Here is a 26,392-nt window from a genome sequence, read left to right on the forward strand (position 1 = left end):
AGGGGTTCGATTCCCCTTAGCTCCACAAAAATATCCCAGGTCACATCGCCGTGACCTGGGATTTTCGCATCAGCCCATCATCGCGTTACGCATCCGCCCATTATCGCACTGGGGGCATCGAAAGAATACGCGCCAAAAGCTAGCCGCCAGCAATTACCTGCGGTATTCCACCCGCGTATAGGACACGCGAATCCGAGTAGTGATGCGCTGACGGAGATCCTCAGGAGCGGGTTGCTGACAGCACCGGCGCAGCAACCGTCGTATAGCCTGCTCGGAGCCAAATTCTTCCAAGCACTGCGGACACTTGTGAATGTGTTCCTCGAGAAAGCGGCGCTCCTCCGGATCGCATTCGCCATCTAAAAATGCGTGCAGGCGCGAGTGGACGTCCTGACAGAAAGCATCTTCACAGGCGTGTCCGCGCTCTGGCATCTGCTCCATATCTTGGCTCGACTCTCGGCTCATCGCGGAGAATCTCCCTTCTCTTCTTTCAAGAATCCACGTTCCACAGCTACGTTGTGCAACGCGTCTCGGAGCTGTTTTCTTCCACGGTGCAACCGGCTCATCACAGTTCCGATGGGAGTATCCATGATTTCGGCGATTTCCTTGTAGGGCAATCCCTCGACATCGGCGTAGTAGACCACCATCCGATAGTCCTCTTTAAGGCTCATCAAGGCGTCGCGAATTTCCTCGTCAGGAAGCTTTTCCAGAGCCTCTACCTCAGCAGAGCGCAGCCCCATCGAAGTGTGCGACGCGGTTTCCGCAATCTGCGAATCCGTGATGTCATCGGTGGCGTACTCGGCGGGACGGCGCTGCGCCTTGCGATAGTTATTGATGTACGCATTCGTCAAGATGCGGTACATCCACGCCTTCAGATTCGTGCCCGGCTTATAAGAGCGGAAACCCTGAAAAGCCTTGATGTAAGTCTCCTGCACCAGGTCCTCGGCATCGGCGGGGTTGCGAGTCATCCGCAGTGCCGCCCCATAGAGCTGGTCCAAAAGCGGCATGGCATCACGCTCAAAGCGCTGCGCAAGCTCTTCATCCGACTCATCAGTCCGGACGGCCGATGTTCCTGTCTGATCACCTGACATGCTACTCATCCTAAAACATCCTCACTTCGGACTCGGCCACACCCCACATAACCAGGCGATTCGCTGCGACGCTAAACCCGTGTGCAACGATAGAAACCATGTCGAAGAAGTCTGCCAAGAAATCCGCTGCCGCCACCCCGGCCATTGCCTTCTGCCAGAACGCGGGAATCGACTTCCACGTCCACCAATTCCCCCACGGCAGCGACAACTTCGGCGAAGAGGCCGCCTCCTGGCTGCTCGAGCACCTCGGAGTAGAACCCGAACGCATCTTCAAAACACTCATCATTGAGCTATCCGGCAAACGCACTGGGCTGGGCATCGCCGTCGTCCCCGCCACCGGAATGCTCAATCTCAAGGCCGCCGCGGCAGCTCTCGGCGCTTCCAAAGCCGCCATGGCCGACCCCCATGATGCGTCACTCGCCACCGGCTACATCCCCGGAGGGATCTCACCGCTCGGAGGTCGCCGCAAACTCCCCACAGTCATCGATGAAACAGCCACCCTCGCCGACACTGTGTTTGTTTCCGGTGGTCGCCGCGGATGGGACATCGAACTGTCCCCCACCGATCTGATTTCGCTTTGCGACGCCACGGTCGCCGACATCGCCCGCTAACCCCGCGGCTACTCCGGTAACCTGCAACCTGCTCCTACTAAAAACTAGTCCCCACCAGCCCTAAACCCAGCACTAAAACAGCTCCTCGTTTTGGCCGGGCACTGCACCATCGGGCGCATCCAGCAGCTGCGGTCCCTCAATCGCGACATTGCCAACAGCGCGGTTGACCGGGCGGATTGTCAGATTGTCCACTACCTCCGCGCTAGTCATGCCAACGTCTCCATTAGCTGCCCAGGCCGAGAAATCCAGCCAGTCGCTGACTTCGTCGTCGGCAAGCACGCGCGGCATGCGGTGATGCAGGTCCCCGAGCTTTCCCACGGCATCGGTGGTGAGAATCGTGGCCGAGACGATGTCTCCCCATCGCGCCCACAGGCCTGCGACGGTGAAATGCGGCGCGTCCTCACCGAAGCTGACGAAGTAGGGTTGGCGGTCTTTCCACTCGTACCAACCATTCATGGGGATTGCGCAGGGCAGGCCGTCCCGGAAAGTCGGCTTGGACTGCCACGTTTCCGCGCGAGCGTTGAAGAATGGTGTCGTTGGAGTTTCACGGGCCCACTGAGGAATCAAACCCCAGCGCACGGTGGCTGCAATGGTACCTGTGCGGCCGGGATGTTCGCGGGCAAGTGCCACAATCGGCATGGTCGGGCCGATGTTATAGCGGGCGGTGGGCAACGGACCGTCGGCACGCACGGGTGCCAAACCGGGGATATCAGCGACGGTGCTGAGCAGTTCCTCAGCGACTGTGAAATTGACGAAACGACCACACATACCAACTGATTGTGCCGGTAGCTCCCCCTCTAGTCGAGGTCTGAAGCGGAAGTGTTCCATAATTGGTTATGTGTGTTCCCAAAATCAGAATTGGTCCGCCCCTACTGTAAGTGTCGACGGTGCCGAATCCGGTCGACGGCCCTTTAGCGCCACGGTGCAGATTGCCGGCTCGAAGTCGATTACGAACCGTGCACTTGTCATTGCGGCGCTGTCCTCGACACCATCGGTTATCCATGGTGCGCTGCGCTCTCGCGATACCGATCTTATGATTCGCGCACTGCAGGCCCTGGGAACTGACATTATTTCCGACTCGACATACTCGGGTGCCCCGAACCACACGCTGCGCGTCACCCCGCGCATGCTCCGCGGTGGTGTCGTGGAATGTGGTCTGGCAGGTACGGTCATGCGCTTCGTGCCTCCGATTGCTGCTCTGGCGCAGGGCTCGGTGTTCTTCGAAGGCGATACAGAGGCCAAGGCTCGCCCGATGTCAGCTGTGCTGGATGCGCTGCGCAGCCTCGGTGTGAGTATCTCTGGCAACGGCCTTCCTTTCACGGTCAATCCGCAGGGGCCGAACCAGGGCAATCGCCTGGGCGACTCGGTCCAGGAGCAGGACCTGCCGGATATCGGCGGCGAGGTGGAGATTGATGCTTCGGCGTCGAGCCAGTTCGTCTCAGGTCTGCTGCTGTCGGCTCCGCGCTATGGCCGTGGCCTGGTGCTGCGCCCGACCGGTGAGATTCCGTCGCGCCCACACATCGACATGACGCTGGATATGCTCCGTGAGGCCGGTGTGCAGGTCGACGAGACTACGGAGGAGACTCCCGAGGGTTCGCGCACAACGTTCACCATTCACCCCACCGAAATGATGGGGCTCACCTGGCAGGTCGAGCCCGACCTGTCCAACGCCGCCGCCTTCCTGGCCGCTGCGGCTGTCACTGGTGGCAGCGTCACTGTGCCCGACTGGCCGGAGCACACCACGCAGCCTGGCGACCGCATCCGCGACATCCTCACCGCCATGGGCGCTACCGTGACGTTCAACCGTCACGAGGGTGGCCGTACCAGCCTCACCGTCGTGGGCCCGAAGCCGTCGGAGCTGCGTGGAATCACGATGGACATGTCCGAGATTGGCGAGCTGACCCCAACAGTCGCCGCCATTGCAGCGCTCGCCACCACGCGCACCGAGCTGACGGGCATCGCACACCTACGCGGTCACGAAACCAACCGTCTCGCCGCGCTCACCACGGAAATCAACCGCCTCGGCGGGCGCGCCACCGAGCTTGACGACGGCATTGCGATTGACCCCGTCCCACTCCACGGTGGCCTCTGGCACAGCTACGCTGACCACCGCATGGCCACTGCCGGTGCCATCATTGGCCTGCGCACGGAGGGCGTGGAAGTCGAGAATATCGCTACCACCGCCAAGACCATGCCCGGCTTCGACCTGCGCTGGCTGGAGATGCTCAGTCTGGCCTCCCCCACCCCAAGCTCGTTGGAGAAGTCGGTCGAGGCTCGACTCGACGGCATGGAGGAAGAAACCGAGGCAGGTAAATAGCAGTGGCAGCACGCAGGCGTGGACGGCAATGGGACGAGTCCGATGTACGTATCCGCCCCGGTAGAGGGTCGCGGCCGCGGACGAAGGATCGCCCCAGCCACGCCGATGCCCGCTGGGGCATGGTGGTGACCAAGGACCGTGGCCGTTGGGGTGTAGTCCTCGATGAGAATCCGGATGTTGTTGTGACCTGCATGCGCGCCCGCGAGCTGGGCCGCACCAATATTGTTGTCGGCGACCGCGTTGGTGTCGTAGGTGATGTCAGTGGCCGCAAGGGGACGCTGGCTCGCATCGTTAAGCTAGCGGAGCGCAGCACAGTTTTGCGTCGCACTGCCGATGACAACGACCCGTATGAGCGCATTGTCGTCGCCAATGCCAGCCTGCTGCTCATTGTGTGTGCTGTCGCCGATCCTGAGCCCCGCACCGGTTTTGTGGAACGCGCGCTGGTGGCTGCCTATGCCGGCGGTGTCCGCCCGGTGCTCTGCCTGACTAAGTCGGATCTTGCCGATCCGCAGGAGTTTGCCGGGGAGTTCTCCGCGCTGGGAGTGGATGTCGTTGTCTGCGGTATCAATGATGACCTGGCTCCCCTGCTAGAGCTCATCGATGTTCCAGGACGCGTCACCGCTTTGGTTGGGCATTCCGGTGTGGGTAAATCCACCCTCGTCAACCGGATTGTTCCCGAAGCCAACCGGGAGACCGGAGAAGTCAGTGGCGTGGGTAAGGGCCGCCATACCTCCACGCAGTCGGTGGCGCTGGTGTTGCCGTCGCAAAGCGCTGACGATGCGGCATCGTGGATTATTGACACTCCAGGCATTCGTTCCTTTGGGCTGGCTCATGTGACGCCAGAGACGCTGCTGGCGGCATTTCCAGATATCCAGGCGGCGACGGACGAGTGCCCGCGTGGCTGCACGCATTTGGGGCCGCCTGCGGATCCGGAGTGTGCCCTCGACAAGCTGGAGGGAGTTCAGCAGCGTCGAGCGATGGCTGTGCGTCGCCTGTTGAATGCCATCGGCGACAACGAGGACTGGGAGCTGGACATTGAAAGAGACTAGCCACACCGATTCGGCGGAGACATCCTCTGAAACCTCAGCAAACTCTGAACCGGTGAAGGATACCACCGGCCTCTACCCGCCTCCCGGCAGCTGGATTCGACTGTGCATCTACACGCTGATTGTCGGACTTGCTACGGGACTCGGAGCCGCCGGCCTCGCGCTGATTATGCACGGCATCGAGTACGCGGTGTACGGGCAGCACGAGGGTGACGTTGCCGTCGTAACCGATGGCACCACTGGCCTCCAGCGCTTTGTTGGAATTGTGTTGGCGGGACTGATTGCGGGACCGATGTGGGCGGCGCTGCGCACAAAGGCCAAGCCCATTGAGAGCGTTGAGGCGGGCATGAACGGTCGTCCCATGCCGGTGTGGTCAACCCTTATCAATGTGTTTTTGCAGATGGGAACTGTGGCCGCAGGCGCATCGATGGGACGCGAGAATGCCCCACGCGAGCTCGGTGCGATGGTGGCCTCGCAGATGTCACATCGGCTGCACATCGATCCGCTGCACCGCCGTATTTTGGTGGCAGCGGCGGCCGGTGCTGGCCTCGGCGCGATTTATCACATCCCGCTGGCTGGGGCGATTTTCTCCTTGGAAATTCTGCTGGGATCGCTGAGTATTACTGCGGTGATGGTGGTGCTGGCGTGTTCGGCGATTGCCACAGTGACCTCGGGCATTGTGGTCGGGAGTAGCCCGCTCTACAGCCCGATTAATCTCTCAGACGGCTGGGGCAACCTCGGCGCGGCACTGCTCCTCGGCGTTGTCTGTGGTGCCATTGGCTACGCGTTTCGCATTGTCTCCTCGCGAGTGATGGACAAGGCACCAACCGGCTGGCATTCCGCCTGGGCTATCCCCCTCGCGTTCACGCTAGTTGGCGTGATCTCGCTGTGGATTCCAGAAGTGTTGGGCAACGGCCGCATCGCTGCAACCACAGTTCTTATGGACCGTCCACTGCTAGGGTTCGCGGTCATGCTGCTGATTGCCAAAACCGTCGCAGTGCTGGTGACCTTCCGCTCCGGCGCCGTCGGTGGCCTGCTAACTCCCGGCTTTGCCCTCGGCGCACTCAGTGGCTTCATCATCGGCTGCTTCGTGCAACCGTTGATGCCCTCAATTCCACTCAGTGACTTCGCGATTCTCGGTGCCGCGGCATTCCTGTCGGCCTCCATGGCAGCTCCGCTGTTCGCATTGATTGTCACTGTGGAATTCACAGGCCAAAACTCCTCGGCTTACCTGGCGCTCTTCCTCGCTGCGGCCACGGCGACACTGACCGTGACCGTGATCCGTGCGTGGTTGCAGCTACCGCACAAGCAGTCGATGCCATGGAACCGTAAGCCTGCGGTCGCGACGGCTATTCGCAAGCGGGTCGACGGCTAACCACGCGCGGCAGAGTGCGTCGAGCGACCGGTGTAGGCCCGAACAATATCGCGGACACCGGGACGAAGACGGCGGAGCATTCGCAGCCCCGTCGCTAAGCCCTTACGCGGCGTGGAACCTGACTGAAGCACCGCTTCCACCTGCGGGTTCTTCGCAAATGCCGCCTCGGACCGCACCTCCGGAGCGTTGTCCGGATCAGCCATCAAGAAACGGTCCGGCAAGGACAACTTCAGCAGCGTGCGCTGCACCTGGAAGAACTGCTTCGGGAACGAGCCTGTGTTGTACGGCAAATCGTACTCCCGGCAAATCTGCTGAACCTGCTTTGAAATCTGCGCAAGGCGGTTGGATGGCATATCCGGGTAGAGGTGATGCTCGATTTGGTAATTCAGGTTTCCAGAGAGCACCGACAGCGCCAGCCCACCGTGGAAATTCGCCGAGCCCAGCATTTGGCGCAAGTACCACTCATTCTTGTCTTCGGTGTTGTACTGCTCCTTAGTGAAAGTCTCTGCATCATCCGGGAAGTGACCGCAGAAGATGACTGCGTAGGCCCACAGATTGCGGGCGAGGTTGGCCATCATGTTCGCAAATGCCACCTCTCGGTAGCGCGGACCCGCCATCGCAGGGAACAGAACATAGTCCTTGAGCACCTGGCGCCCTGACTTATTCACGACCTCCATAAGCTGTGGTCGAGCCTCTTCCCAGGTTTTCTTGCCTGCGAACACGCGGCCGAGCTCAACGTCGTAGAAGGCCACCGCCCATTGGAAGAGGCTGGCCAAGACCACATTCGACACTGGCTGCAGCAGCGTCGAGGGCTTCCAATGGCGATCTCGAGTCACGCGCAAAATGCCGTATCCTACATCGTTGTCCATGCCGAGGACATTGGTGTACTTGTGGTGGACGAAGTTATGGGAGTGCTTCCACCCGCTGGACGGACAGGAGTTATCCCATTCCCAGGTAGAAGAGTGAATTTCGGGGTCGTTCATCCAGTCCCACTGACCGTGCATGGTGTTATGACCGATTTCGAGGTTCTCTAGAATCTTCGCCAACCCCAGCGCAGAAGCACCGGCCCACTTGAAGCCCCAGTGCGCAGTGTTCTTCCACGACTTGGGCAATAGCCCCAACTTGTTCAATGCCATACCTGCGGTTGGCACCATCAGCAGACCTCGGCCGGTCACTTCAAGAGTGCGCTGAATGCGGATAAGCGTACGGATGTAGCGCGCATCCTTCTGCCCCAGCGAATCGCGGTGTTGCTTTTCAATCTCCGCAAACCGACGCCCAATCTCCGCGACGTCTTCTTCACTTAAGTGGGCGTAGGATGCGATATCGGAAATGGCCATAGGAAGAGTCCAGACTCCTTGAGGTAGTTTCTCCTGGTTAAGGCAGGTTTAAAGTAGGTGCGGGGTGAATTTACAGCTCTATGCTCGCGTGCCCTGCTGGCGCGCAGACACACGTTCGGACGCGCTCTCCTGCCGCAAACGTCGCGCCCGTGCGGATGTCCCGCGCCGCGCCGTCGGAAAGTTGCTGCACGCACGTCGCGCAAATTCCCATCCGGCAGCCGTACGGCAGGTCAACCCCGATGCTCTCGGCTGCTTCCAGAATGGTGGTTGCCCCATCCACGTCGGTATCACCGCGGCTGCCGAAACTCACCGTGCCGCCGACTTCTCCCGCCGCGGTTCGGTCGACGGTGAAACGTTCCGTTCGCAGTCCTGGGAAGTCCCGCTCGAGGGTTTTCAACAGCTCAACCGGGCCACATGCATAGGCGCTTGACGACGACGCCAGCGCCCCAAAATCCGCAATGATGTCGGTGACTGCAGCAGCGTCAATCCGCGGTTGCGTCTCCGTATTGCGTGTATGCAGGCGATACTTCAGCGGATTGCGGGCACTGCTCTGCTCTAGCTCGCGCAGTTCGTTGACAAACACAGCTTCTTCCTCACCGCGGTAGGAATGAATGTGCTCAACTTCCACTGCGGCGTTACGGGCGACAAGATCGCGCAGCATGGACATCACCGGGGTTACGCCAGAGCCCGCGGTAACAAACGCAATGCGCGTTGGAAGTGGTTCCGTGAGGTAGAAATCTCCTGCTGGGGCGGCCAGTCGGACAACCGTGCCCGGCTTAACATTGGCGACAAGGTGCTGTGACACGTAACCGTCATTGAGAGCACGAATGTTGATAGTCAACAGCCCGTCGTGAGGCTGTGGCGCATTCGTCAGCGAGTAGGAGCGCCACAGGAATTTTCCGCTGACCTCAACACCGAGTCCAATGAACTGGCCGGGTTTGAAATCCGTGGGCATCCCCCATCCCGGCCGGATTACCAACTCTGCCGAAGTGGGGGATGTGGGATTAATTGCCTGGATCTGCCCGCGCAGCTCGCGGCTCGACCACAGCGGATTAAGCAAGTGCGTGTAGTCATCGGGCAAAAGTGGCGTGGATAAATGCTTAAACACTTGGGTAACCCTAGTCTTAATTCCCATTTCCTAACCCCTTTTGACAGCCGGAGACAAGCGAGAGATAACACCGTTTATCTGTAGGTATACCTTGGAGCGATATAATGTTACCCACCCGTAAGTTACTTAGACGTAGACTACGGAGCGGTAAGTTATTGGTCAAGAGAAGCAAATGATTTTGACACAAATAGCAGAATTGTCATCACCCCCGCCCGCTCGTGTAACACCCCTTTGACGTGGAAATTAGCCGAACAAAATAATTTCTCTCCACATACCCCCGCAGCAAAATCACTTTTGGGCCAAAAATAGGGTTTTCTAGACAAAAAGAGTGTCTGATTCAAGGTGTTTAGGCAGACCCAGAGAACACCAACGCTGTCCCAACTGATTACCAACACAGCCCAAGAACCCAGAAAGACCCCATAGCAATCAGGAAAGGAACCATGAAATAACAAAATTCGGGCTGCAAATGTGAAACTGTGGGAGTTTATAGCACTTTCAAGCCATTTTTCGGACAATTTTGGCTATAAACGCAGTCAGTAACTCGCATGGCCCGCCGCCGCCAGCCATAACCGCGGTCACTAACTTGCATGAGAGGTAAAAAACAAAAGGTGCCCAGCCGGCGACACGCCGAGCGGACACACTTCTTGCTAGGTAGTCCCTACTTAACCCCGCAAAGCATCCTTTTCTACGATGCTACGCACCCGGTTACCCGGATTTCTTACAGCAGATCCACCACCATGCCAAGTTCGGCCACGTCGTACCAGGCCAGCGGAATCTCCAATGCATCACCAACGGTCAGCTCCGCGTCTTCGTCGCCGAGATCCGCCTTATCGACGGCATCAATTGCGGCCTCAACCTTGTCTTCCGCCTCTTCCACATCAATGTGGAGCGCTGCGACGTCGGCAAGCGAAATCGGGCCGCCGACCTTGACCACGGCATCCCCCATATCCGACTGCGGCTCGGCCTCAATATCAACAGAAATGACTACACGACGATGCGGGAACTTCCCCTCTGCAGCGTCGAGCAGGCGGAGCGATGCACGCGCTGCCTCATCGAAGGCAATGTCCGCCAGTTCCTCATCATCGCCCTCAGTAAAGAAATCTCGGAGCTCCTCGGTAACGGCAAAGCCCCAACCACCGCGGGCGTGGAAGAGCTCATCCTCCTTCAGCGCCTCAAGCATAGAGAAAGTCGCTGGAATATAGACGCGCATTAAAACTCGCCCTCGAGTCCCAGCAAGCCGGCAATCTCAACCACTGCGCGGTCAAACTGCTGGTAGAAGACTCCCACCATACCGTTAGAGACTGCAGCATGAATGTTCTCAATCGAGTCATCCACCAGCACACAGTCACGTGCCGGCAGCTCAATTGCCGCAGCCGCTGCGTTAAAAGCTTCTGCAGAAGGCTTCTCGTGGCCAATTTCACCAGAGAGCACAACGGCGTCTACCAAGCCCTCGTCTTCGAGCTTGCGAATCGGATCCGCCGACGGTCCACCCGGGTCATTCGACAGGACTGCCAGGCCGACGCCATTTGCACGCGCTTCTACCAGCAAATTACGCCAACGTGCCTGGTCTTCATCCGTGCCGTCAAGGACACCACAGTAATCGATAATCATTCCGCGCATGGCCAGTAGTTTATCGCATGCCCTGCGAGTGTGCTGTTTTAGCTGGTCACAGATGCTTACGATGGTTTCCGAAGATACCGAAGAACACCGCCGCTTACTATGTCTCGCAGCCTTATGCGGGACGCTTGCGGGATGCCTACGGGATGCCTGCGGCGACAGCGCCTGTCGGCAGGCTACCTGCCAGTGCATCAACAGGCACCAAGCGCCTTCGGTCACCTTGTCTTTCCCCAATTCCCCCCCCTGCTAGCCACAAATCCTCTTCCCCAGGCTGCACGCCTACAGCACTTGTAGGAAAATAACCCTCAAGCAAGGGGGAACTTGCACATGTGGCCAATGGGAAGTTTTTAGGGGGATTAATCCATGGCAGCAACATCTCAGACGGCAGCAACGGCTCAGGCAGTAGCAACAGCTCAAGCAGTAGCTCAAAAGTCAATGCCCTTCGCACTGCCGAAAGTCGCTGAGGACCGATACCACGGTAAGGAATTCATCGAACCAGCTTCGGGTTTTTCGCTCCTGCATACAATGCACATTGGCAAGTCGGCTAATGACGCAGTCTCTCAAGCCTCGACGGTGCCAACCCCTTTGGTCGGGAACGCCACCAGCTCTGATACCACCGCTCTGACGGCCCCAACAGCCACCACCACACCCCAGGCACCTGCCGCGCAAGTTTGCCCGCCTGCGGCTTCCAGCTCTAATCAATCGACGGCCCGGCCAAGTTCGGATAAGTCGCCACAGGCACCGCACGTCGTCCAGCACTGCGAGAACCAGCTTCGCCACGAGCTCGGCACGACCACTCGCCGGGTCTTCGACATCATTGCGGGCAGAAGACGCGTCAATGACCTTCGTCGTATCAACATTGACCCTGTTATTCACGCAGCAATTCTTACGTTGTCGAAGAATTCTGGCCTCAAAGGCGTTGCGTTGCAATCCTTCCACGCCAGCGCTTCAGCCGACGGCAAGAAAGTGGAGTTCCTAGGTAGCTGCCGCGTTGGCCAGCGCGTTCGCGCCTTCACCGGCACATTTCGCCGCGGAACAGCAAAAACGCGGCCATGGGTCATGACCGCGTTTCGTGTGCTTTAGTGCTTAGCGACGGCGCTTGCGAGCCGCCTTTCGACGCTGAGCTCGGTTGCCCTCAGCTTCCTGATTCACACGCTGCTGTTCTGCACTGCCGTCCTCACTTGGGCCGGAGTACGTCATCTGCTGATTCTGTTCAGTGGATTCCGTCGGCAGCGATGGCGCCTGAGCTTCCTGCTCCTCGGAATTCTCCAAAGCTGGCATGACCTGCTTACGAATCAGGAACAGCTGGCGAACCGACTCTTCCTTGATGCCGTCCATCATCGCGGTGAACATGTCATAGCCCTCGCGCTGGTACTCCACTAGCGGATCAGCCTGGGCCATGGCGCGCAGGCCGATGCCCTCCTTGAGGTAGTCCATCTCGTAGAGGTGCTCACGCCACTTTTGGTCCATGACATTCAAGATGGTGAAGCGCTCAATATTGCGCATCTGCTCGTCGCCGCCGATTGCGGCAACCGCGTCCTCAAGCTGGTCATAGCTGGCCGAGACGTCCATGTGCAACGCCTTGGACAGCTCATCGGCCGAGAGATCACCCGGAGTACCGAAGTCAGAGCCATCGATGAGCTCCTGTGCGGTAAACGTCGGACCGTAGAGCTGCTCGAGAGCATTCCACAACTCGTCGAGGTCCCAGTCCTCCACATAGCCGTCAGCTGTAGCACCGTTGACGTAGGCATCGACGACATCGTCCTGCATGTCACGAACCTGAGCCTTCAAATCCTCGCCTTCGAGGATGCGACGGCGCTCAACGTAAATTACCTTACGCTGCTGGTTCATAACCTCGTCGTACTTCAGAACGTTCTTACGAATCTCAAAGTTCTGGCTCTCCACCTGCGCCTGAACACTCTTAATGGAGTTGGAGACAACCTTGGAGTCAATCGGCACGTCATCCGGAACGTTCAACGTGTTCATCAGTGCTTCCATGCGCTGACCGTTGAAGCGAACCATTAGGTCATCGCGCATGGACAGGTAGAAACGAGTGACGCCCGGGTCACCCTGACGACCAGTACGGCCACGCAGCTGGTTGTCAATACGACGCGACTCATGTCGCTCGGTGCCCAGCACATAGAGACCGCCGGCCTCACGTACCTTGTCAGCCTCTTCCTTCGACTGCTGGCGAGCACGCTCAATCTCAGCGTCCCACGCCTCTTCGTACTCTTCCGGAGTTTCCACCGGATCCAATCCGCGGGCACGCAAATTCAGGTCGGCGATGATGTCCGGGTTACCGCCCAAAACGATGTCAGTACCGCGACCGGCCATGTTCGTCGCCACAGTAACGCCACCGAGGCGGCCTGCCACAGCGACAATCTCGGCTTCCTTTTCGTGGTGCTTAGCGTTCAGCACAGAGTGCGGAATACCTTCGCGCTGCAGGAGCTTGGAAAGGTACTCAGACTTCTCCACGGAGGTCGTGCCGACCAGAACCGGCTGCCCCTTCTCGTGGCATTCGCGAATGTCCTCGACGACAGCGGCGAACTTCGCCTCCTGCGTCTTGTAAATCAAGTCGGGCAGATCCTCGCGCTGCTTCGGGCGGTTCGGAGGAATCGGCATGACGTTGAGCTTGTAAATCTGGTGCAGCTCGGCTGCCTCGGTCTCGGCCGTACCGGTCATACCAGCCAGCTTGTCGTAGAGGCGGAAGTAGTTCTGGAGAGTAACGGTTGCCAGTGTCTGGTTCTCGTTTTTAATCTCCACCCCTTCCTTGGCCTCAATTGCCTGGTGCATGCCCTCGTTGTAGCGGCGGCCTGCCAGCACACGACCGGTGAATTCATCGACAATGAGAATCTCACCGTTACGGATGATGTAGTCCTTATCGCGGGTGAACAGCTCCTTGGCCTTCAAGGCATTGTTCAAGTAGCTGACCAGCGAGGAGTTCTCCGGTGCGTACAGGTTGGCAATACCGAGCTGATCTTCGACGAACTCAACGCCTTCCTCGCGAATACCAATGGTGCGCTTGCGCTCGTCGACTTCATAGTGGATGTCGCGCTTCATACGCGGAACAATCTTGGAAAATGCCAGGTACCAGTGCGGATCACCGTCCGCCGGACCAGAAATAATCAACGGCGTACGAGCTTCGTCAATCAGAATCGAGTCGACCTCATCGACGATGGCGTAGTGGTGGTCACGCTGCACCAAATCGTCGAGAGAATGCGCCATATTGTCGCGCAGGTAGTCAAAGCCGAACTCGTTGTTCGTGCCGTAGGTGATGTCAGCAGCGTAGGCCTTGCGACGCTGGTCCGGGCTGAGTTCGGAGAGAATCACAGAAGTCTCAAGCCCAAGGAAGCGGTGAACACGGCCCATCCACTCGGCGTCACGCTTAGCCAGATAGTCATTGACCGTAACGACATGTACGCCCTTGCCCGCCAGCGCGTTGAGGTAAGCAGGCAGCACACAGGTCAAAGTCTTACCTTCACCGGTACCCATCTCAGCAACGTTGCCAAAGTGCAGGGCGGCACCACCCATAACCTGGACACGGTAGTGCTTCTGTCCCAGCACACGCCACGAGGCCTCACGCGCCGTCGCAAAAGCATCCAACAACAGATCGTCTACATCTGCGCCATCAGCTAGCTGCTTTTTAAACTCATCGGTCTTGGCGCGAAGTTCATCATCTGAAAGAGCTGCGTACTCGTCTTCCTTGGCGATGACTTGATCTGCAATATTGCCAAGCCTCTTGACAGCGCGGCCTTCACCAATGCGGAGCAACTTGCTGAGCGAAAACACTAAATTGGGACCTTTCCGGCCGATTCACGTCGAACTTTAATGTGCAACGGTTAATTATACGACGAACCCGCCTTCCCTTCTAAGAGAAGACGGGGCCGTAAGAGCAATTAACTACCAACGCAGAAATCTACACGGTATTGAGAGCTCTTTTTCCGATAGAGACTTACTTGTCCTCGTCTGCCAGCTCAATCAAGCCGTAGTCGTATGCGTGACGGCGGTAAACCACGGACGGACGAGAAGTTTCTTCATTGACGAAGAGGTAGAAGTCATGACCGACGAGCTCCATCTCAGACAGAGCGTCTTCCACCGTCATCGGAGTTGCGGAGTGCTGCTTGGTACGTACGACCTGGCCCGGACGTACGTCCTCAACCAAATCCTCGTACGGATCAGCCTTTTCTGGAGCCGATGCCTGCGCCTCTGCCACCAGCGAAGCGGTTGCCTCACCGACGGACATCGGCGCACGATGACCGGAACGGCTAATCTTGCGACGAGCCTTCACCTTGCGCAGGGAACGCTCCATCTTGCCCAGAGCGGACTCCAGCGCTGCGTAGAAGCTGTCTTCCTTCGCTTCCGCACGAGCCAGGTGGCCCTTGCCGGTAGCGGTGATCTGAATACGGTCAGAGCGATCTGCACGACGCGGATTCGGCTCGTGCTGAAGCTCCACGTGGAAGAAGGTCAAAGTCGGGTCAAGGCGCTCAATCTTCGCCAGCTTCGCCTTAACGCGATCTGCGAAGTGCTCTGGAACCTCCACGTTGCGCCCGGTGATGGTCACCTGAGCGTTCGGGCTGAGTACCTCGTTGTTGTCAGCAGGTGTGGACACTTGCTACCTACCTCCCGGTATGGCCACCGCCCTTCCGCGAGCGGGATTACTCACGGCGTCTACGGTGACGGGTCTTTCTGCACCCCCAGGATACAGTTCCGGGGGTAACCAATGCCACGTACCCCACGTTAATTTTTTGCTTGCCGACGGCACCTGCGCGCCTACGCCCGCGCGAGCACCAACACCATGTCGATGCGTATGCCCAACGACGCCACCACCAACTCAGTTTCCGCTGCGGTGGCACCGGTGGTGGCCACATCATCAACCAGAATTACTGTCGCCCGAGCACACTGTTTACGCAGGGTGTCACTAATTCCTTCCGCAAAGCGAGCTAGCGGCACGATGTGTCCAGACAAATTCCGGCGACGTTGTACGGCCCCAAGCTCAGCCGAATCCTGCGCGCGCTCGTCAATGCACACCAGGGGCAATACCGAACAGTTAACGAGCTGGCTGCTGGCAAAACCGCTGGCAATCGCCACCGGGTCCCCACCCCGTCGACGGCTAGAGGACAGTCTCGTGGGCGCGGGAATCAAAAGTATGGGGGTAATTTCCGGGGGAATTATGTGGCCGTCTGAAGCCAACTTTCTCACAGCTGCGGCAATCACCGCCCCCATAATTCGTCTGGCTTCACCGCTCCCGCGTTCTTTAGCCGACAAAATGAGATGTCTTCTCGCGCCGGAGTACGGGCCACAGGCCCACGCTGCCGCTCGTAGAGCTGCCCGCGGCGAAAACCGCACCGGCGGCTGCTGTAAATCCTCCTTGCACCCATGACACAGAGGACCCGACCGGCCACATACCGGACAAGTCTCAGGTATGACCAGGCCGATTGCGTCGCGGGCGACGTCGTAAAGCCCCCGAAGCACACCTTGCGATGCTTTCCCCCATACCAACGTTTCCCCCTCCCCAGACCTGAGCCTATTCCACAGAAACTGGGGCCATTCGACCGCGCGCGCCTGGAACCTGACGCCAGAACTGCTGCTGTCCCTCACTGGAGATAAGCTCCATGACGCCCGTGGCATCGAGCGCGTAGCGCTTAGAGGAGGTCGCGGTGACCACGGCAATCGGTGGAGTCAGGTTGAGTTTCGGCAGTACAGAGCTGGTAGCACCGTCCGGGAAGGCACTCCACATCGGTGTCTCGCCGCTGTAGCCACCCACAGTGACCGTCTGATTCGACGACCATGTCAGTGATACTGGCGAAATGGCCTCTGGCATTGGCAGCAAGCGCGGTCGCGTCAATCTCCAGGGACGGTCTTCATGACGTTCGATAGTGGCGATGTAGACCTCATCGGCGATGATCATGGCAGCCTGAGTACCCGAAGGATCGATACGGAACTCAGAGATTCGGGCGTTGGGGCGATCGGTGGTTCCGCTGTCGGTGATAAGACCCGCGAGCTCTGAGGTATCAACTTCCTCCTGCTGAATCTGGGAGGATGCCGACGGCCGGACCAAACGCACAACGGTTGTGCCGTCTTTTACGGTCCACACTGCCTCCGCATCCGGTGACCACGTCGGGCGACTCAGACTATTGCCAGTCAGAACCTTCACTGGCTGGTCGTGAATTCCAGCGAGCATCAACGTGGATTCGCCATTGTCCGGCGAACCTGCACGCCCCTCCCGGTTAGAACGGAACACAGCTGCGAGCAGCTCGCTGCCGTTCGGGTTGACACCCACGGCCGCGGAAATCACCGCAGTACTTCCGCTGGCAGTCCAACCGCGACCCACGGGGGTGGCGTGACCGTCGGCAATCTCGTACACGCCACTGCGGTCAACCGTACGCAAGGGCGCATTATCAGCAGGGAGGTGATGTGGATCGTATAGCTGAATGGAATCGGTGTCCTTGGTCCACGGCTCATCATGGCTGGCAACCAGTGGTTTGTCATCGGCCATGAGAATCCATGGGCCGCGGAAATCCGCGGAGTCGAGTGTCCAGACGATTTGGGCGGCTAACATGACGCGCAGCTCCTGGGAGACATCTCCCAGCCCCGTAATCTCGACCCTACGGCCGTCGGAGTCGGCTACCGGGCCCGCTTCCACTGAGATAGACGCATTGGGGTCGAGCACGGTAGTAACCCCCGGACGCAACGGAGCCGACGGACCATTCTTCAGCTTGGTCAGCAAATTAGTCGCACCATCATTGACACCGCGGTAGAGCCAACGGCGATCCGTCACCAGATGATTTCCTGCCGGATCCAAGAAGTAAATGTTACGTGGAACATGGTTTTCCAGGAACGCCTGGCGCTCCATGACCACGCCATCGGGCAGTGCGGAGATGCGCCACTGCCGGTCAGCCCCTAGCTTCATCTCGACGGTTTCCTCATAGCCCTCGGACTGTGACTCGTAAGCTCCGTCAGTTCCGATTTGGCCAACTACATTGCCGCGGGCGATGAAGGTCTGATTCGATTCTCCTTCTTCCCGCTGCGCGATGAGGTTGACCCCGTCGAGAACGCGCGCTGCCTCATGAGGTTTCCAGCTAGCCGCCAACTCCGGTGTCATGAAAGCGCGCATCGCTTGGAAATCATCAATCGGGTGCGCAGCTGCGGCGAAGAAATCACGCAGGATGATGTCCGCATTGACATTCGGACGTGGCTGAGGAATCTCAATACGAACCTGAGGAGGCTCGAACGGGCGTAGCACCTGTGGGTTCGTGTCACGCGGAATAGTCGTACACCCTGCAGAAGTGCCCAGCATGACCACTGAGCACAAAGCCACTGCCTTACGTACGGCCCGACGTGACTGTATTCGCTGATGCGGCATCATCTACTTCTCCTCCTCTCCGCCTGATTGCTCTGGCCCTAACTGCTGGTCATCTTCGCTAGTGCCGTGATCGCTCCGCGCGCGCTGGTCTGGTCGATTACCCTGCACTGCGCTCGCCCCTTGTTCCAATTCCAGGGAACCTAGCTCCTGCTGGTGTGGAATTTGATCCGGAAGTGACGGCACTTCCAGACCAAGTGGGTGCTCACCGAAATTCTCATTCGGCTCCAGCGGTACGGTCAGGCGGAAACAGCTACCGACCGTCGGCACGCCAAAGGCCTCCAGCTCGCCGCCGTGCAATTGCGCGTCCTCGCGCGCGATAGCCAAGCCCAGTCCGGTACCACCGGTGCGGCGGACACGCGAGGGATCAGCCCGCCAGAAACGGTTGAACACCAAATCCTGTTGCTCTGGTTTCAGACCCACGCCGTGATCAATGACGGTGAAGGAAACGGCGGAGTCGCTAGCGCGAACTGTGACATCCACGGGATTGCCCTCACTGTGGTCGACAGCATTGGCCATCAAATTGCGCAGCACGCGTTCAATACGGCGCGAATCGACTGTGGCCATTACAGGTTCGTCGGGCAGATGGAAGCGAATCGGCGTACCGGAATCCTTTGCCACGACTACCACCTGCTGATAGGCGGCATTGACGCAACGGCGTACGTCCACCTTCTCCGCAGACAAGTCGGCAACACCGGCATCGTGGCGGGAAATCTCTAGCAGGTCATTGAGAAGCATCTCAAAACGCCCGAGTTCTTCGTTCATGAGCTCAGCGGCACGGCGGGTTGCCGGGTCGAGGTCCTCAGCACCGTCCGCGATGAGATCCGCGGCCATGCGCACCGTAGTCAGAGGTGTTCTCAGCTCATGCGACACATCGGAGGTGAACTGCCGTTGCAGACTTCCGTATTCTTCCAGCTGCCTAATCTGCGTCGACAAAGACTCAGCCATCTTGTTAAAACTCATGGCCAGTCGAGCCATGTCATCCTCGCCTTGGACGACCATGCGTTCGCGCAAGTGACCGTCGGCAAAGCGCTGAGCAATCTGAGCGGCAGAACGCACTGGTGTCGTCACCTGGTTAGAGAAGAACCACGTAATACCGCCGAGGAGCGCGAGGATAACCACGGTCGCACCGGCGAGCAGACCGCGGACCAACTTAATGGTGGATTCCTCCGCGGCCATGGAGGTGACCAAATAGAGTTCGAGCCCATCGACCGACGTTGAGGTTGGAGTACCAATAATCAGCGCCGAGTACGTACTGCCGTTATCATCAGAGAATTGGCGCACCTGATACGCAATCTGGCCCTGCTTTACGACTTTATGCAATCGCTGTGGAACATCAGCATTGATCGGTGATGATGCCAGCACCGTGCCACGTGGCACCGGTGCCACCAGCAATGGTTCATAACTTGACAGGGGTGCAGCTCCGGAACCTGCCGCTCGGTCAACAAGGGCGTCTCTGCCCACATTGAGCAACGCCTGCAACTCATTGGCCGAAGAATTCTCAATTGCCTGCTCCACCACTACTCGAGCACGGTCAATCTCCTCGTCTGCGGCGGTGACCTTTGCGTCGATAAGCCGCTGGGTGACAATAGTCGCCAGCGCGAAACCCAGTACCGCAATCACCATTGCGCTCAGCACCACCACAGACGTGAGAATGCGAGCTTGAATAGACGTGCGCCAGAGCGTAATCGCCCAGGTCACTGCCCTATTGGTGAAGTTTCGAACCTTCGCTATTAATCGACGCAAGAATTGGCTCCCACTAAAGCTAACTGCTCTTAATTAGTCGCCCGTCTTATAACCGACGCCACGAACGGTCAGCACAATCTGAGGGTTTTCCGGATCCAGTTCGATCTTCGAGCGCAGACGCTGAACATGAACATTGACCAGACGAGTATCGGAGGTGTGCTGATAACCCCACACCTTTTCCAGCAACTCATCGCGGGAAAAGACCTGCTTTGGGCGAGAGGCAAGAGCGTGCAGTAAATCGAACTCCAACGGGGTCAGAGAAATTTCCTTACCATCGCGGAACACGGCATGGCCCGGCACGTCAATGGTCAAGTCACCGACTTCCAAGGTCTCGCTCGGGCTGTCATCCTGACGACGCAGCCGAGCGCGCACACGTGCCACCAGCTCCTTAGGCTTAAAGGGCTTCGTGACATAGTCATCCGCGCCGGATTCCAGACCGAGGACAACATCGACAGTGTCGGTCTTGGCAGTCAGCATGATGATTGGCACAGCCGAGGTCTCTCGCACGGTGCGACAGACATCAACACCACCCATGCCCGGCAGCATGAGATCCAGCAGAATCAAATCTGGATTCTCCCGCTCTGCGGCCTTGACGGCTTCGAGTCCATCGTCCACTACTACGGTGTCGAAGCCCTCACGCTCCATCACCATCGTGAGCATCTCGGCGATGGCCGGATCATCATCAACAACCAGGATTTTTGCGCTCATGTGTCTCATTCTAAACGTAAAACTACCTGGTTCTGTATTTTTCCAGTGGGATAGCAATCAGGATAGCTAGCCCAGACGTGCGCTGATCCACTCAACGAGGCGCGCCGCCCCATCGTCGCCGGTAAGCATCAACCACGGCGACTGCCACGAGGTGGACGCAAATTCCTGGTATGCCGCTAGCGTTCGCTCCTGCAGACTCGAATCCCTTTCGTAGGCATCTCGAGTCCGCCGCACATCCGCCGCCTCCCGCTTACGCGCGCGGTCGGCCGCCACCCCCACCGATGTGGCCAGGCAGACCTGAACGTCGGGAAGCGGAAGTTGAAAATCTCCGAATTCGGTCTTCTCTATCCACTCCACGATCATCGGGTCCTGTGTGCGCGCCAGGGAGTAGGCCGCATTGGACGCAACGTAGCGGTCAATGATTAGCACGTCGTATTCGCACGCGGCGTCGACAATCGCTTGACGACGGTCTCTGCGGTCCAAAGCAAACAGGAGTGCCATTGCCCAGGCGGAGTCCGCGGTATCGCCAAGCTGACCGTGCAGGGCCTGGTCGGCGAAGTCGGCGAAAATGGTCTGCCGATACGCCGGAAAAGTCATGGAACCGACCGAGTACCCCTGGTCGTGGAGCTGCTTCGTAACAGCTGTTACGAGCGTGTTCTTGCCAGCACCGTCAATTCCTTCAACTGCGATAATCACATTTTTCTCCTCGCGCACGAATCCGGGCAGATATGGAAAATGCTGCTGAGCGAGTTTCCGCCCAGCAGCACAGTAGTAAGCCACGACATAGCCGTGGCTAAAAACTAGTAGCGGTAGTGCTCTGGCTTGTACGGCCCCTCGACGTCAACGCCGATGTACTCAGCCTGCTCCTTGGACAGTCGCGTGAGTTCGCCGCCGAGTGCCTCGACGTGAATGCGAGCAACCTTCTCGTCCAGAATCTTCGGCAGGCGGTGGACGGAGTTGTCGTACTTGTCACCGTTGCAGTAGAGCTCAATCTGAGCAATTGTCTGGTCGGCAAAGGAGGTCGACATTACGAACGACGGGTGTCCGGTGGCGTTGCCCAGATTGAGCAGGCGGCCCTCAGACAGCACGATGAGGGAGCGCTCCTCGCCGTCGGCATGCGGGAAAATGTACTCGGCGACCTGCGGCTTGATCTCCACACGACGGACATCATCGCGGTGGTGCAAGCTGTGCATGTCAATCTCGTTGTCGAAGTGGCCGATGTTGCCCAGCAGTGCGTGATTCTTCATCTGCTGCATGTGCTCGAAAGTGATGACGTCCTTGTTGCCGGTAGCAGTGATGACGATGTCGACATCAGCGATGACGCTCTCAGTAGTGACTACATCGAAACCGTCCATCAGGGCCTGCAGTGCGTTAATTGGGTCGGCCTCGGTGACCTGAACGCGAGCGCCCTGGCCAGCCAAAGCCTCTGCGCAGCCCTTGCCCACGTCACCGTAACCGCAGACCAGCACGTTCTTGCCGCCGACCAGCATATCCGTACCGCGGTTGATGCCGTCGAGCAGGCTATGGCGGGTGCCGTACTTGTTATCGAACTTGGACTTGGTGACCGCGTCGTTGACGTTCATGGCCGGGAACGGCAGTACGCCCTGCTCCGCGAAGTGGTAGAGGCGGTGGACACCAGTCGTGGTCTCCTCCGTCACGCCCTTGACCGACTTTGCAATTCGGTGCCAACGCCCGGAATCCTTTTCCAGGCTGGCACGGAGCATGTCCTTGAAAGCAATGAATTCGTCCGAGTCCGACTCGTCGGCAGGCGGAACGAGGCCAGCGTCTTCGAACTCCATACCCTTGATGACGGCCATGGTGGCGTCACCGCCGTCGTCCAGAATCATGTTGGCATCTTCCTCGCCCCAGTCGAAGATGCGATCGAGGCACCACCAGTATTCCTCAAGAGTCTCGCCCTTCCAGGCGAAAACTGGGACACCCTGCGGATCTTCCGGAGTGCCGTTCGGGCCTACGACGATAGCCGCAGCAGCCTCGTCCTGAGTGGAGAAGATGTTGCAGGAAGCCCAGCGGACCTGTGCGCCCAGAGACGTCAGGGTCTCAATGAGCACTGCGGTTTGAACCGTCATGTGAATGGAGCCGGCAATCCGGGCACCGGCCAGTGGCTGCTGCTCTGCGTACTCTTCGCGCAGCGCCATCAAGCCCGGCATCTCGTGCTCAGCCAAACGGATCTGGTGACGGCCAGCCTCTGCCAGAGAGAGATCTGCAACCTTGAAATCAATGTTCTTCGAAGACATGAAACGCTTTCTTTAAAACTCTTTGAGGTGAGATTCTTCTTAAAGAATCACTACCGGGGCCACGAAAATTACTCTACCGCTTCGACAAAGTCTTCCAGCGCCGCTTGGTCGGACTCACTGAGACCTCCCAAAAGACTATCGAATACCTCGGATGCGATTGCCAATGCATCTTCCTCGCGACCGTGCGTCTCCGAGATTCCCTCGCGGATAAAGCCGTAGTCCTCCACAATGTCACCGCCGCTGAAGGGGGCGCCATTCCAAATTGCGATGATGACCGCCGCCGCTAGCGCACATGCCGTCTCATCACTGTTCTCGGAGTCCAACCCAATGCGGCCGGCATCAATAAGTGCACCAACTCGATCTAGCGAATCCAGGTCCTGAACCTCATCAAAGAGTTCAATGACCGAATCGTTGCCGAAAATCTCTGTATCCCAGACGGACATGTCGGGTGGCCACGCTCCTTTCGCGCTTTGAACCAATTGCCACGTATCGCTTTCCGACGAATTCTCGGCCCGTGACCGCCATTTCGATAGCTGTCGCCCTAAGGCACTTATAGCCGGAAAACCGCTTGTGGTCTCACCGAAGTTCTACCCGAAATCCTGTCGCTTTTACAGTGCACAGAATATATTCACGCCCGTCAACCCGGTTTTTACCCTAGATAGAAGATAACGAGCATGTTAAGTTAGTTGCCAAGCCTCGTGATGTAACCGTTATCTTTGTCGTTACGTGGCATTCTGACACAGAGTACGAGAGGGGTACCAGGCATGGTGAAGAAGGCCTGTGGCGCTTTGTTGCTCACTGTTCTTCCTTTGAGCGCCGTGCTAGTTGGTTGCTCCGATAGCAGCGCTGCCGAGGACTCAATGCCGGAAAACGCCGGCACGCAGTCGAAGATGGAAAGTTCTGCGCCACTGCCACCCGTTCCTAGTGATGCCGAGTTACAGCAGAGCACAGACCCCGATACGGATCCCTCTCTGACTGAGCCGACGGGAAGTACGCCACCTCATTCGAGTATTCCGTCGAACCCTAGGGCCGCTGAGGACCCATACCTGCCACCACAGGCGTACATCCCACCGTCATCTCCGAGCTCGTCCTCGACGGCACCGTCGAAGACAACTACGCCTTCGCCAACCACGGAGGCCGTAGATACGGCTTCTGATCGGGTATCCTCCCCTAAGCCCAGCAAGCCGATTCCCCTGCTGCCAGAGGATGACTCCGAGGATTCGAAGAGTGGCCTTCCACAGGAAGGCGGTAACGCGACAGCTGCGCCGAAACCGCCGTCAGCGGAAGTGCAACCCCAACCGGGTACGGCACCTCTTAGTCCATCTGAGCCCTCTCAGAAGGCGCCCTCCAGCGAGCAGAGGCCATCCCGTGGCACCAGCTCCCCAAGCGCCAGCCAGAATACCTCCCCGCACATAGAGAATTCGGGTGCCGCTTCGGGCGCCTCCGGGCTCCTGGGCACAATTGATAACGGCAGCGAGGACTAGCTCACTCGCGGGACGGTTGCGACAAACACGCTCGCCCCGTCCTCCCCCGAGGTCATCTCAATATCCACGGCATCGACAGCCGGAATCCAGGCCGCGTGCCCGCTGGCAAGGTCAATGGCGGAGTCGTCGTGACGCAGCGTCACCGACCCTTCAGTCGAGAGCACAATCATAGCGGATTCTTCGTTGAGCCGGACGTTTTCACCAGGCTTCAACTTGCGCGAGCGAAGACGGAACTCGCGCACGGGCGCGTCATAGTCATTCCAACCGTCATCAGCCAGATGCGACTGCAGGACTGGCTCTGGCAGCGGACGGAACGACAGCACGCGCAGCAGCTCCACAACATCGACGTGCTTAGAGGTCAACCCTCCGCGCAGCACGTTGTCAGAGTTGGCCATAATTTCCACACCCATGCCATTGAGGTAGGCGTGCAGTTGTCCGGCGCCAAGGTAGATGGCCTCGCCCGGCTGCAGACGCAGACGGTTGAGCAGCATCGAGCCCAACACGCCTGGATCTCCTGGGTACTTTCGAGCCAACTCACAAGTCGTCTCGGCCACCCAGGAGAACTCCTCATCATCGCCGCTGTAGTCCGCACATTTGGCAGCTACGGCGGCAACTAACTCATCGAGGACATCCTGGGGCAACGTCAGCCACGTCGTAAACAGACCGCGCAGAGCGCTCTCATCATCCGCGGCATCCAGCAGGCCCATGTAGTGATCCAGCTCCGGCACAGCCAGTGCTGCGAGCAGCTCCCTCGTGCGCTCTACCGGACGGAATCCAGCCAAAGCATCAAATGTCGTGAGAGCGACAATGAGTTCCGGCTTGTGGTTACTATCCCGGTAGTTGCGGAAGTGTGCGGTAGCCGGAATCCCTTCTGCATTCTCGCGCGCGAACCCCTCCTGGGCTTCCGCCAAGGTAGGGTGCGCCTGCAGCGACAGCGGTTCATCGGCAGCGAGCAGCTTCAGCAGAAAAGGCAGTTTGCCATTGTCCGTATCAATAGCATGGCCGAGAGCAGCTTCCGGATCCTGCGCAATAAGTACATCCAGCGGCTCACCGGCCACTGTGGCAGATGCCAACGCATGGGCACCAAACCACAGCTCCGCCCAGGGCTTCGATGTCGGAGCGTCCGCACCGGTGATTCTCGCCAAATGGGTACGAGAACCCCAGGGGTACGACTGCAGCACGGGGTCCATCAGATCCATGCCCGTATCACTCCTCTACTAATCACTCTGGCGCAAGCACGCCAATCGCGCCGAAAGCTCGAAAGGCTTCGGCGACACATACGGCACCTATGCGGAAAATGCCGCAATCGCGCCAACTCTGGCTGCAGTAACGCATACCTCAACCAGTGGATGATGAGTCTCTGCATCGAGCGCAGGGCACTCCACGCGGGCCCATCTAGCCTCGCCGTAGTGATCCCGATAGCGGTTCACATTGTCCGGCGTAGCTAAAACAATCGCCCCTAACGGTAGCATTGTCGGCCCCTCATCCTCACCATCGATAAACGGATCGTAGAAAATATCTCGACTCGTCTGCGGTTCCGCTGCGAGTAACGCGCCAACGCTGAGCGATAATTCGCTTACCGACGACGCGGCCGAGACCACTCCTGCCTCCAGCAGCTGTAGCGATGCCAGTTCTGCAACCGGCGCCAGCGCCGAGGCCGTCGAAACCACGAGAGTACGGCGCCCCTCACACCACAGCGCAGTCTGTCGGGCGGGGTTGACTGTTTCGTCCCGTTGCGGGCCGCAGGCCGCAATATCGGTGTCCACGGCATCAGCGACTTCTTCGACCACCCCAGCCGGCGCCAACGCGGTTGCACCACATTCCGTGAGCACGCTGGCAATTACACCGATATAACCCGTAAATGACGCGGACTCTGCCATTGCTGGGCGCGAAACCACGACCGTGTCGTGTCCACAGGCAGCATGTAGAGGCCCTTCACCGGGATCCACCAAGACGGTAGCGGCCCCTCGCCTATCAGCTTCAGCCAAAGCTGAGCCGAGCGGGCTGCCAGGGTTGTCATCTAAGACAACGACCAAATCCAGGGCTCCAACGTAATTGGGCAGCTGTTGCGCAATTACGACCGGGCAGCGGATGTCGTCGGCAAGCGCACGGACAGCCTCTGCTGCCAGCTGTGCCCTGCGATTTCCCACCAGAATGACCGCGCTGCGCGGCAGCGGGAGTTGCCCGAATGCCCCCGCACGAGTTGCGGAGGCAGCCGCGCGAAGGGCAGCGCCCTCCGTGGCCATGCGGTAGAACAGCGCCTCCTGGCGCGGGTAGTGAGAGGAGTCGAATGACGAGGTCATACTCCCCAGCATGCCTGAAAACGAAATCAGACGAGGT

Annotated in this window: 24 protein-coding genes; 6 read left to right on the forward strand and 18 right to left on the reverse strand. The window is 58.7% G+C overall.

Annotated elements, in window-relative coordinates; genetic code table 11:
* Positions 1-153: 153 nt before the first annotated feature.
* Together rsrA and Q0U90_RS07305 are read right to left on the reverse strand one after the other, a co-directional pair.
* On the reverse strand, positions 154-462 hold the full coding sequence (rsrA, locus tag Q0U90_RS07300; RefSeq protein ID WP_048760898.1) for a mycothiol system anti-sigma-R factor: 309 nt from the start codon (positions 460-462) through the stop codon (positions 154-156).
* Positions 459-1,088, reverse strand: coding sequence for a sigma-70 family RNA polymerase sigma factor (locus Q0U90_RS07305; protein WP_297453130.1), 630 nt, complete (start codon positions 1,086-1,088; stop codon positions 459-461). Before Q0U90_RS07305 ends, rsrA begins: the two co-directional genes overlap by 4 nt.
* Positions 1,089-1,186: 98 nt before the next feature.
* Here Q0U90_RS07305 and ybaK point away from each other — a divergent pair, with 98 nt between their 5' ends.
* Positions 1,187-1,699, forward strand: coding sequence for a Cys-tRNA(Pro) deacylase (gene ybaK, locus Q0U90_RS07310; protein WP_297453047.1), 513 nt, complete (start codon positions 1,187-1,189; stop codon positions 1,697-1,699).
* A gap of 72 nt (positions 1,700-1,771) precedes the next feature.
* Here the strand turns inward: ybaK and Q0U90_RS07315 are convergent, their stop codons facing one another.
* On the reverse strand, positions 1,772-2,467 hold the full coding sequence (locus Q0U90_RS07315; protein WP_297453049.1) for an SOS response-associated peptidase: 696 nt from the start codon (positions 2,465-2,467) through the stop codon (positions 1,772-1,774).
* A gap of 70 nt (positions 2,468-2,537) precedes the next feature.
* Between Q0U90_RS07315 and aroA the strand changes: the two genes are divergently transcribed.
* From aroA to Q0U90_RS07330, 3 genes are read left to right on the forward strand one after another with little or no spacing between them, the layout of a single operon-like run.
* Positions 2,538-4,016, forward strand: coding sequence for a 3-phosphoshikimate 1-carboxyvinyltransferase (gene aroA / locus Q0U90_RS07320; protein WP_297453052.1), 1,479 nt, complete (start codon positions 2,538-2,540; stop codon positions 4,014-4,016).
* A gap of 2 nt (positions 4,017-4,018) precedes the next feature.
* Positions 4,019-5,065: a ribosome small subunit-dependent GTPase A gene (gene rsgA / locus Q0U90_RS07325; RefSeq protein ID WP_297453054.1), complete on the forward strand. Its 1,047-nt coding sequence runs from the start codon at positions 4,019-4,021 to the stop codon at positions 5,063-5,065.
* Positions 5,052-6,437 carry a chloride channel protein gene (locus tag Q0U90_RS07330; protein WP_297453056.1) on the forward strand — a complete coding sequence of 462 codons (1,386 nt, stop codon included), beginning with the start codon at positions 5,052-5,054 and terminating at the stop codon, positions 6,435-6,437. Before rsgA ends, Q0U90_RS07330 begins: the two co-directional genes overlap by 14 nt.
* Here the strand turns inward: Q0U90_RS07330 and Q0U90_RS07335 are convergent.
* The 4 genes from Q0U90_RS07335 to Q0U90_RS07350 all read right to left on the reverse strand — a co-directional run bounded on the left by Q0U90_RS07335 (position 6,434) and on the right by Q0U90_RS07350 (position 10,502).
* A complete protein-coding gene (locus tag Q0U90_RS07335; RefSeq protein ID WP_297453058.1) occupies positions 6,434-7,774 on the reverse strand; it encodes an acyl-CoA desaturase in 1,341 nt (446 codons plus the stop codon). The two genes, Q0U90_RS07330 and Q0U90_RS07335, sit on opposite strands and share 4 nt — an antisense overlap.
* Positions 7,775-7,844: 70 nt before the next feature.
* Positions 7,845-8,882, reverse strand: a complete 1,038-nt coding sequence (locus Q0U90_RS07340) for an iron-sulfur cluster-binding domain-containing protein (protein WP_297453060.1) — start codon at positions 8,880-8,882, stop codon at positions 7,845-7,847.
* 718 nt (positions 8,883-9,600) lie between these two features.
* Positions 9,601-10,092 (reverse strand): hypothetical protein, encoded by a 492-nt coding sequence (locus tag Q0U90_RS07345; protein ID WP_297453062.1) that lies wholly within the window; start codon positions 10,090-10,092, stop codon positions 9,601-9,603.
* Positions 10,092-10,502 carry an HAD-IA family hydrolase gene (locus tag Q0U90_RS07350; RefSeq protein ID WP_038627918.1) on the reverse strand — a complete coding sequence of 137 codons (411 nt, stop codon included), beginning with the start codon at positions 10,500-10,502 and terminating at the stop codon, positions 10,092-10,094. The genes Q0U90_RS07345 and Q0U90_RS07350 overlap by 1 nt, the downstream gene beginning before the upstream one ends.
* Positions 10,503-10,862: 360 nt before the next feature.
* Between Q0U90_RS07350 and Q0U90_RS07355 the strand changes: the two genes are divergently transcribed.
* Complete coding sequence (locus Q0U90_RS07355) at positions 10,863-11,582, forward strand: hypothetical protein (protein ID WP_297453067.1); 720 nt, start codon at positions 10,863-10,865, stop codon at positions 11,580-11,582.
* A gap of 3 nt (positions 11,583-11,585) precedes the next feature.
* Here Q0U90_RS07355 and secA read toward each other — a convergent pair whose 3' ends face one another.
* The 9 genes from secA to Q0U90_RS07400 form a co-directional block, all read right to left on the reverse strand.
* Entirely contained in the window at positions 11,586-14,288 is a 2,703-nt protein-coding gene (secA, locus tag Q0U90_RS07360) for a preprotein translocase subunit SecA (RefSeq protein ID WP_297453068.1), read from the reverse strand.
* A 163-nt stretch (positions 14,289-14,451) separates the two neighbouring features.
* On the reverse strand, positions 14,452-15,108 hold the full coding sequence (gene raiA / locus Q0U90_RS07365; RefSeq protein WP_297453070.1) for a ribosome-associated translation inhibitor RaiA: 657 nt from the start codon (positions 15,106-15,108) through the stop codon (positions 14,452-14,454).
* Positions 15,109-15,269: 161 nt separating this feature from the next.
* Positions 15,270-15,587 carry a hypothetical protein gene (locus Q0U90_RS07370; RefSeq protein ID WP_297453072.1) on the reverse strand — a complete coding sequence of 106 codons (318 nt, stop codon included), beginning with the start codon at positions 15,585-15,587 and terminating at the stop codon, positions 15,270-15,272.
* A gap of 436 nt (positions 15,588-16,023) precedes the next feature.
* Positions 16,024-17,817 (reverse strand): LpqB family beta-propeller domain-containing protein, encoded by a 1,794-nt coding sequence (locus tag Q0U90_RS07375; RefSeq protein WP_297453074.1) that lies wholly within the window; start codon positions 17,815-17,817, stop codon positions 16,024-16,026.
* Positions 17,818-17,865: 48 nt separating this feature from the next.
* The gene (gene mtrB / locus Q0U90_RS07380) at positions 17,866-19,560 is read right to left on the reverse strand and encodes an MtrAB system histidine kinase MtrB (RefSeq protein WP_297453132.1); all 1,695 of its coding nucleotides are present in this window, start codon (positions 19,558-19,560) and stop codon (positions 17,866-17,868) included.
* 78 nt (positions 19,561-19,638) lie between these two features.
* On the reverse strand, positions 19,639-20,313 hold the full coding sequence (gene mtrA / locus Q0U90_RS07385; RefSeq protein WP_297453076.1) for an MtrAB system response regulator MtrA: 675 nt from the start codon (positions 20,311-20,313) through the stop codon (positions 19,639-19,641).
* Between the two features lie 66 nt (positions 20,314-20,379).
* A complete protein-coding gene (locus Q0U90_RS07390; RefSeq protein ID WP_297453078.1) occupies positions 20,380-21,009 on the reverse strand; it encodes a dTMP kinase in 630 nt (209 codons plus the stop codon).
* 104 nt (positions 21,010-21,113) lie between these two features.
* Positions 21,114-22,568, reverse strand: a complete 1,455-nt coding sequence (ahcY, locus tag Q0U90_RS07395) for an adenosylhomocysteinase (protein ID WP_297453080.1) — start codon at positions 22,566-22,568, stop codon at positions 21,114-21,116.
* A gap of 68 nt (positions 22,569-22,636) precedes the next feature.
* Positions 22,637-23,011, reverse strand: a complete 375-nt coding sequence (locus Q0U90_RS07400) for a DUF4259 domain-containing protein (protein WP_297453082.1) — start codon at positions 23,009-23,011, stop codon at positions 22,637-22,639.
* A 321-nt stretch (positions 23,012-23,332) separates the two neighbouring features.
* On the opposite strand from Q0U90_RS07400, the gene Q0U90_RS07405 reads away from it, so the two are divergent.
* On the forward strand, positions 23,333-24,052 hold the full coding sequence (locus Q0U90_RS07405) for a hypothetical protein (RefSeq protein WP_297453083.1): 720 nt from the start codon (positions 23,333-23,335) through the stop codon (positions 24,050-24,052).
* Here Q0U90_RS07405 and manA read toward each other — a convergent pair.
* Together manA and Q0U90_RS07415 are read right to left on the reverse strand one after the other, a co-directional pair.
* A complete protein-coding gene (manA, locus tag Q0U90_RS07410; RefSeq protein WP_297453085.1) occupies positions 24,049-25,251 on the reverse strand; it encodes a mannose-6-phosphate isomerase, class I in 1,203 nt (400 codons plus the stop codon). The two genes, Q0U90_RS07405 and manA, sit on opposite strands and share 4 nt — an antisense overlap.
* Before the next feature lie 87 nt (positions 25,252-25,338).
* The gene (locus Q0U90_RS07415; protein WP_297453087.1) at positions 25,339-26,355 is read right to left on the reverse strand and encodes a hypothetical protein; all 1,017 of its coding nucleotides are present in this window, start codon (positions 26,353-26,355) and stop codon (positions 25,339-25,341) included.
* Between the last annotated feature and the right edge of the window lie 37 nt (positions 26,356-26,392).

It is taken from the genome of uncultured Corynebacterium sp. (genome assembly GCF_946998835.1).
Classification (GTDB): domain Bacteria; phylum Actinomycetota; class Actinomycetes; order Mycobacteriales; family Mycobacteriaceae; genus Corynebacterium.